At 41.1% G+C, this 7,523-nt stretch carries 6 protein-coding genes; 3 read left to right on the top strand and 3 right to left on the bottom strand.

All coding sequences use genetic code 11. From position 1 onward, the window contains the following. Positions 1-46: 46 nt before the first annotated feature. On the bottom strand, positions 47-1,420 hold the full coding sequence (gene radA / locus B2906_RS14375; RefSeq protein WP_219957301.1) for a DNA repair protein RadA: 1,374 nt from the start codon (positions 1,418-1,420) through the stop codon (positions 47-49). 109 nt (positions 1,421-1,529) lie between these two features. Further along, positions 1,530-4,352: a DNA polymerase I gene (gene polA / locus B2906_RS14370; RefSeq protein WP_219957300.1), complete on the bottom strand. Its 2,823-nt coding sequence runs from the start codon at positions 4,350-4,352 to the stop codon at positions 1,530-1,532. 229 nt (positions 4,353-4,581) lie between these two features. Here polA and B2906_RS14365 point away from each other — a divergent pair, with 229 nt between their 5' ends. Next, entirely contained in the window at positions 4,582-4,890 is a 309-nt protein-coding gene (locus B2906_RS14365; protein WP_219957299.1) for a hypothetical protein, read from the top strand. A gap of 90 nt (positions 4,891-4,980) precedes the next feature. Beyond that, positions 4,981-5,283: a hypothetical protein gene (locus B2906_RS14360; protein ID WP_219957298.1), complete on the top strand. Its 303-nt coding sequence runs from the start codon at positions 4,981-4,983 to the stop codon at positions 5,281-5,283. Between the two features lie 24 nt (positions 5,284-5,307). Here B2906_RS14360 and B2906_RS14355 read toward each other — a convergent pair whose 3' ends face one another. Beyond that, entirely contained in the window at positions 5,308-5,748 is a 441-nt protein-coding gene (locus B2906_RS14355) for a hypothetical protein (RefSeq protein ID WP_219957297.1), read from the bottom strand. Positions 5,749-5,822: 74 nt separating this feature from the next. On the opposite strand from B2906_RS14355, the gene B2906_RS14350 reads away from it, so the two are divergent. After that, entirely contained in the window at positions 5,823-7,499 is a 1,677-nt protein-coding gene (locus B2906_RS14350; protein WP_219957296.1) for an amidase, read from the top strand. Positions 7,500-7,523: the final 24 nt, after the last annotated feature.

Genomic DNA, 7,523 nt, shown 5'->3' with positions numbered 1-7,523 from the left:
AACTTTCAAGCGGAAAGAGCACTTCGTTTCCCCTATTCAAAAAATTTTAAAATATAAGAGAATACATTTCTTCCAACTTACTTACCTGTAAAACCTGAATTTTAAATTTTTTGAGATCCAGCCCTTTGACAGCATATTTCGAGACCACAATTTTCTTGAAACCTAGCTTTTCAGCTTCTGCAATTCTGTTTTCTATTCTGGATACAGCCCGAATTTCTCCTCCCAAACCCACTTCTCCTGCAAAACAAATTTGCTCGGAAACGGGAGTGTCCTCATAACTGGAAATCAAACTTGCACATACTGCCAGATCCAAAGCCGGGTCATCCACTCGTAGGCCGCCTGCCACATTCAAAAAGACATCCTGCTGTCCAAGTCTCATTCCCCCCCGCTTTTCTAATACAGCCAGAAGCATATTCAGACGCTTTGCATCATGTCCAGTGCTGCTTCTTTGAGGTGTTCCGTATGTAGCCGGGCTGACTAGAGATTGGATTTCGATCAACAAAGGACGATTCCCCTCCATCATGGCTCCAATGGCCACTCCGTTTAATACTTCCTCTCTTTGGGTTAGCAAGATCTCTGATGGATTGGCTACTGACCGGAGACCTTCGGCTCTCATTTCATAAATACCCAATTCATGTGTAGATCCAAATCGGTTTTTGGAGGTTCGTAATATTCTATAAGTCAGGTGCCGATCTCCTTCAAATTGTAATACTGTGTCAACCATGTGCTCCAATACTTTGGGGCCGGCGATGGAACCATCCTTGGTGATATGTCCAATTAGAAAAACAGGAGTTCCGGTTTCCTTGGCAAACTTCATGAGCTCGGCTGTGCACTCCCTAACTTGGGATACTGAGCCTGCGGCTGATTCCACGTATTGACTGTTGAGCGTCTGAATAGAATCTATCACCAAAAAGTCCGGTTTTAGAATTTCTACCTGTTGAAATATCTGCTGAGTGTTGGTTTCAGAAAGCACATAACAATCCGGATTCTTGGCTTCCATCCTGTCTGCACGCATTTTGATTTGAGCCTCACTTTCTTCTCCGGATACGTAAAGAATGGTTTTATTCTTCAGGATTAAGGCTATCTGAAGCATCAAGGTTGACTTCCCAATTCCAGGCTCACCACCTATCAGTACCAAGGATCCAGGTACAATTCCTCCTCCCAAAACTCTGTCCAATTCATTATCCCCGGTGATCCACCTAGGCTGCTCCTCATAATTGACTTCGGTGATTTTTTTGGGACTGCTTGCCTTTTTTGTTCCGTTGGAAGGAGTTTTCCAGGTTCCCTTTCCGCTTTCCTCCTTTTGAATAATTTCTTCTACATAAGTATTCCACTGCCCGCACGCAGGACATTTACCTAGCCATTTTGGGCTTTGCGCGCCACAATTCTGACAAAAAAAGGAAGTTTTTATTTTAGCCATTTTGAAGTGGGAAATACGAAATACGATTTACGAATTGAAGATTAGTTGGGGCCATGTGAAATGATTAACTCTAGAAGCAGAATACGAAAGACTTAATCCTTGTATTTTCTTAATGAGCCTCTAACCAGTCTTTTCCTAATCCCACTTCCACTTCCACCGGTACAGCTAGTTTGATAGCATTTGACATCAAGCCAGGAATATTTTTCTTCAATATCTCAACTTCATCCTTATGAGCGTCAAAAACCAATTCATCGTGAACTTGCAGGATCATTTTGGACTTCAGCTTTTCTTTTTTCATCCAGTTATGCACATCGATCATAGCCACTTTGATCAAGTCTGCAGCCGAACCCTGAATAGGAGCATTGATTGCGTTTCGTTCAGCGAAACCTCGCATAGTTTGGTTTCGGCTATTGATATCTCTCAAGTACCTTCTTCTACCCAAGATAGTCTCAACGTACTCGTCTTTTCTGGCCTTTTCTATAGCTCCGTCCATGTATTCTTTTACAGCAGGAAACTCTTTGAAATAAGCGTCAATAATTTCTTTGGCCTCTCCTCTTGGGATAGAAAGCCGCTGAGAAAGTCCAAAAGCTGAAATTCCATAGATGATTCCAAAGTTGGCAGTTTTGGCCTTTCTCCTCATGTCGGAGCTGACTTCTTCCAGTGGAACCTGGAATATTTTTGCGGCAGTGGTGGCATGAATATCTCTGCCATTTTTGAATGCCTCTATCATGGACTCATCTCCGGAGAAAGCAGCCATGATTCTCAGTTCTATTTGAGAATAATCCGCTGCCAAGAGCACATGATTTTCATCTCTGGCTACAAAGGCCTTTCTTATCTCCCTTCCTCTTTCTGTTCGAATAGGAATATTCTGCAAATTGGGGTTGATGGAGGACAAACGACCTGTAGCCGCAACAAACTGATTATAGGTGGTATGAATGCGTCCGGTCTTGGAGTTAATCATGGTAGGTAAAGCGTCCACGTACGTTGACTTTAGCTTCACCATTTGTCTATAATCCAAAATGGCCTGAGCAATCTCGTGCTCATCTGCCAATTTGCTCAAGATCTCCTCTCCAGTGGCGTATTGCCCTGTTTTGGTCTTTTTAGCCTTGGGGTCCAGTTTCAACTTTTCAAAAAGCACATCACCCAATTGCTTTGGTGAAGCTAGATTGAATCTGACTCCTGCTAATTCATAGACTCTTTTTTCTATAGCAATACTTTCTTCCTCTAGGGCTTGAGAAAGTTCGGCTAGGCTGTCAGTGTCTATTTTGACCCCTTCAAACTCCATGTCTGTCAGCACATTGATCAGCGGGTTTTCTACTTCGTAGAAAAGTTTTTCCAATTCATTTTCTTTCAAAAGGGGATCAAACTTCTCTTTCAATCTGAGTGTAATATCAGCATCTTCTGCGGCATAAGAGGTGACTTCATCTTCGTCCACATCCCGCATATTGCCCTGATTTTTACCTTTTTTTCCGATCAATTCAGTAATGGAAACAGGCTTATAGTTGAGGTATTGCTCAGCGAGCCAATCCATGCTGTGTTTGCCTTCAGGTTCAATAAGGTAGTGCGCCAACATGGTGTCATAAAGTGCACCTTTCACTTCTATCCCATAGTTTTTCAAAACCAACAGGTCATACTTGATATTCTGACCAACTTTGAGGATATCTTCATTTTCGAAGAAAGGCATTAACAGCTCCAAAATAGCCTGCGTTTCTTTTTGATCAGCAGGGCAAGGAATATAGTAGGCCTCACCACTGAGGTAGGCAAATGAAATCCCAACCAACTCTGCTTCCATTGCATTGAGCGCAGTGGTTTCCGTATCAAAGCATACAACTTTTTGTACCATCAAATACTCCATCAATTCTTCGATGGCATCTTTTCCTTTGATTTTGTGATAATGGTGAAGATTGCTGTGGATAGTATCTGGAACAACCGGAGCGGAGGTATTTACAGATTCTTCCTCAAACTCAATCTCCGAAGCTGGAGATGAACTTGGAGCTTCCCCAAAAAGACCAAGTTGTTCATTTTTCTGAATAACTGCTTTTTTCCCTTCGTCTTTAAAAATTCTATTGGAAAGAGTACGGAATTCCAACTCGTTAAAAATAGCCCTGAGCTTTTCTTCATCAAAGCCATCGTAACGTAAGTCCTCCTCATTAAATGCGATAGGCACATCTATTTTGATGGTGGCAAGCTCTTTGGAAAGTATACCTTGCTGCGCAAAGTTTTCCACATTTTCCTTTTGCTTTCCTTTCAGCTTATCCGTGTTTTTAATCAGTTCTTCCACTGTTCCAAACTCCTTCAATAGCTTGGTTGCAGTCTTAGCGCCAATGCCTGGAATACCCGGAATATTATCTACCGCATCACCCATCAGTCCCAGGATATCTCTTACCTGATCCACATGCTCAATATCCCATTTGGCACAAACTTCCTTCGGGCCCATCACATCAACTCCGTTGCCCATGAAGGCAGGTTTGTATAAATAAATATGGTCATCCACGATCTGTCCATAATCCTTATCCGGCGTCATCATGTAGACCGTAAATGATTCCCTTTCTGCTTTTTTTGCCAAGGTCCCGATGATATCATCGGCTTCGAATCCATCCATTTCCAAAACTGGAATCCGGAATGCTTTAACAATTTCCTTAACCCATGGAATAGATACAGTAATGTCTTCTGGTTGTTCTTGTCTATTTGCTTTGTAAGGCTCAAACTGCTCATGTCTAAAAGTAGGCGCAGAAGTATCAAAAGCTACCGCAATATGACTGGGCTTTTCTTTGGTTAACACTTCCATCAGCGTATTGGTAAAACCAAGCATGACACCGGTGTTAAGGCCTTTGGAGTTGATTCGAGGATTTTTACTAAATGCAAAATGTGCCCGATAGATCAGAGCCATGGCATCTAGAAGAAATAATTTATGGGGTTGATTTTGAGACATGGTCTATTTTTTCGTAGAAAAAAGCTAAATTAATCAGCCAACCAAGGTACAAAAAATACCGCTGGGAGGCGTCAATCCGTAGATGTAAACTTTTCTCTCTCGGATTGGTTTTGTGTCAATTTGTTTCACTTTAATATCTCGTTAAGGTTTGCTTTAAAAAAATTTGCATCACTTTAGAAATATAGCCTTTGACATTTTACATATCCTTTTCAAATAAATTAATAATCCTATGAAAAAAGCACTACTGATTCTCATGATGTTAGGGTTCATCGGCATCAATGCTGCACAGGCAAACCCAGGCGAAAAAACCAAAAAGGAAAAAACTGAGCTTAGCGCTGAAGACTCAGAAAAAATCGAACAATTACAAAACCGATTTAATGAAATCAAGGCGATGGATTTCTCTACCCTTAGTAAGGATGAAGCCAAAGCTCTTAAAATTGAGCTACAAGAAATCAAGGCTGAAGGAAGAAATAACGGCCTTTGGCTTTCTACCGGGGCGATCATTTTAATCCTGATCATTATCATTTTGGTGGATTAATATCCGAAAATCACCAATTATCCGTTTTATGATTGGTTCAAAAAATATTCTTAATCAGTTTAATTTATCTTTTACCAAAACTACAATCAAATGAAAAAACTACTATTAATTTTTGCCCTGTTTCTTTCTGTGTCCATGGTTTATGCTGAGCCTGCGAAAAAAGAGAAAGAAGTTACGGAGTTGAGTGAGGAGGAAAAAGCCAAATTGGAAGCCATGAAGAACAGGTTTGAGGAAATTAAGGCCATGGATTTTTCCGATATGACAAGAGAAGAGAGAAAGGAAATTAGAGAAGAGCTCAAAGAAATGAAGGAGATAAGCAGAAGAGGAAATGGAGGAATATTCATTTCTACCGGCGCAATCATCATCATTTTATTGTTGATCATCATTCTATAATAAAAGAGGGGCGAAAGCCCCTTTTTACTTTTCTTCTTCTGTATTTAAATAAGCCCTTACTTGAAGGCCTCTGAGGAAAATTACAATCAAAGGAATTAACCAAAGGAGCTCATTGAAAATCAGGTGAAAACCACTTCGCTTATTCCAGCCTATATCCGGCAAAAACCCCAAAGAGAACCAGATTGCCAAAATAATTTTTCCAGCTATCCCTCCTATAATCAAGTAGACCCAACTTACCGGATAGAAGGCAGAAACAAAAATCACCAAGCCTACAATTAATCCAAAACTTCCATACCAATTAGCGGGTAGTGTTGAAGCCAAGTCCCCATTGATCGCCAACCAGTTGATCAATTCCGGCCCAAACCATTTAAAAAATGCCGACCAGGCAATTGTATACATTCCTGCGAGCAACAATAGCCCTCTGAAATACATGGGAAATATGGGAAATGCTGGTTTTTGATCCATGAATGGTTTGATTTTAAAGCACTAATTAAACACCTTGGGGGCTTGCATGTTCATGCATAATACAAAACTAAGCTATGGAAATAAAAAACAGATTAAAATCAGGCTTCTTTATATGCCTCGGAGCGGCATCTTGCCTAGCACTTGGTTTTACCTTTGGGAAACTTTCCGGTGAAATAAATCCGGCTTCCATCGAAGGGGCGTCCGACTTGATTGGTATTTCCTTCAGTCCGGCTGAGAAGGATAGTATGGTAAATACGCTTAAAAATCAGCTGAATAATCTTGAAAATTCCAGAAAGATTAGCTTGGACAATTCAGTTGCTCCTTCTTTGGTTTTCAACCCACTTCCTAAAGGATTTCAACCTTCTCTGGAGCAAAAAACTCTGAATTGGGGGCTTGCTAATTCAGTGGATCTTCCCAAATCAGATGTAGATATTGCTTTCACGCCCGTTCATGAATTGGCGGTGTTAATCAAATCAGGAAAGCTGACAAGTGAGAGATTGACGAAGATTTATCTAGATAGGATTAAAACATACTCAGATACACTTCAGTGTCTAATCACCCTGATGGAAGATTCTGCTATGGAAAAAGCCCGAGCTATGGATGCGGAATTGAAAGCAGGAAAATATAGAGGGCCCTTACACGGAATTCCCTATGGGGTCAAAGATTTGCTGGCAGTGAAAGGAACCAAGACTACTTGGGGAGCTATGCCCTACAAGGACCAAGAAATAGATGAAACAGCTACTATTGTGACCAAATTGGACGATGCGGGAGCAGTTTTGGTGGGGAAGTTTACTTTAGGTGCTTTGGCAATGGGTGATGTGTGGTATGGAGGAGTTACCAAAAACCCATGGAATTTGAAGCAAGGATCTAGTGGCTCATCAGCCGGTTCTGCTTCTGCAGTGAGTGCCGGACTAGTTCCTTTTGCAATCGGCACTGAGACATTAGGTTCCATTGTTTCCCCATCTACACGTAATGGTGTTACTGGCTTAAGACCTACTTATGGGAGAGTTAGCAAGCACGGTGCGATGGCTTTGAGCTGGTCTATGGATAAAATAGGCCCAATCTCCAGATCGGCATTGGATAATGGGATAGTTTTAGCAGTCATCAATGGACAGGATGATAATGATGCAAGTTCTATTCAGGCAGCTTTCAATTATGATGCTAAAAGAGATCCAAAAAGCTTGAAAGTGGGCTATTTCAAGCCTTTCTTTGAAGGAGAAAGAGCTTCTGCCAATGATCAAAAAGTGTTAGAAACGCTCAAAAATATTGGAATAGAATTACATCCGCTTGAGTTGAATGTTTCGATCCCTGCCGGTCCTATAGTGATGATGCTCATGGCTGAAGGTTCAGCCGCTTTTGATGAATTGACCCGCCTTGGTTGGGATGATCAGTTGGTAGCTCAACATAGAAATGCATGGCCAAACTTGTTTCGTGCTGCTCGATTTATTCCTGCTACTGATTATGTGAATCTCAGCCGTCAGAGAACTTTGTTGATTCAGGAAATGCATGAATTAATGAAAGGATATGATGTGATTGTGACTCCATCTTTTGCCGGATCACAGCTACAGATTACTAACCTGACAGGACATCCTGCCTTATGTATGCCAAATGGATTTAATGAAAGCGGTTCACCTACTTCCATTACTTTATTGGCAAATCTTTTTGAGGAAGAAAAGTTGGTGATGCTAGGAAATCTAATTCAGAAAAATACTGATTGGCAAACTCAAAGACCTCCTTTATTTAATCAATAACAAGAAGAGGCTGTCTCAAAAGTA

Source organism: Algoriphagus sp. UBA3586 (genome assembly GCF_002376385.1).
In the GTDB taxonomy this organism is placed as follows: domain Bacteria; phylum Bacteroidota; class Bacteroidia; order Cytophagales; family Cyclobacteriaceae; genus Algoriphagus; species Algoriphagus ornithinivorans.
This window is presented reverse-complemented; position numbering and strand designations above follow the sequence as displayed.

Excerpts from the sequence above, each read along its gene's own strand:
- radA (WP_219957301.1), bottom strand. The coding sequence starts at position 1,420 with ATGGCTAAAATAAAAACTTCCTTTTTTTGTCAGAATTGTGGCGCGCAA.
- polA (WP_219957300.1), bottom strand. The coding sequence starts at position 4,352 with ATGTCTCAAAATCAACCCCATAAATTATTTCTTCTAGATGCCATGGCT.
- B2906_RS14365 (WP_219957299.1), top strand. The coding sequence starts at position 4,582 with ATGAAAAAAGCACTACTGATTCTCATGATGTTAGGGTTCATCGGCATC.
- B2906_RS14360 (WP_219957298.1), top strand. The coding sequence starts at position 4,981 with ATGAAAAAACTACTATTAATTTTTGCCCTGTTTCTTTCTGTGTCCATG.
- B2906_RS14355 (WP_219957297.1), bottom strand. The coding sequence starts at position 5,748 with ATGGATCAAAAACCAGCATTTCCCATATTTCCCATGTATTTCAGAGGG.
- B2906_RS14350 (WP_219957296.1), top strand. The coding sequence starts at position 5,823 with ATGGAAATAAAAAACAGATTAAAATCAGGCTTCTTTATATGCCTCGGA.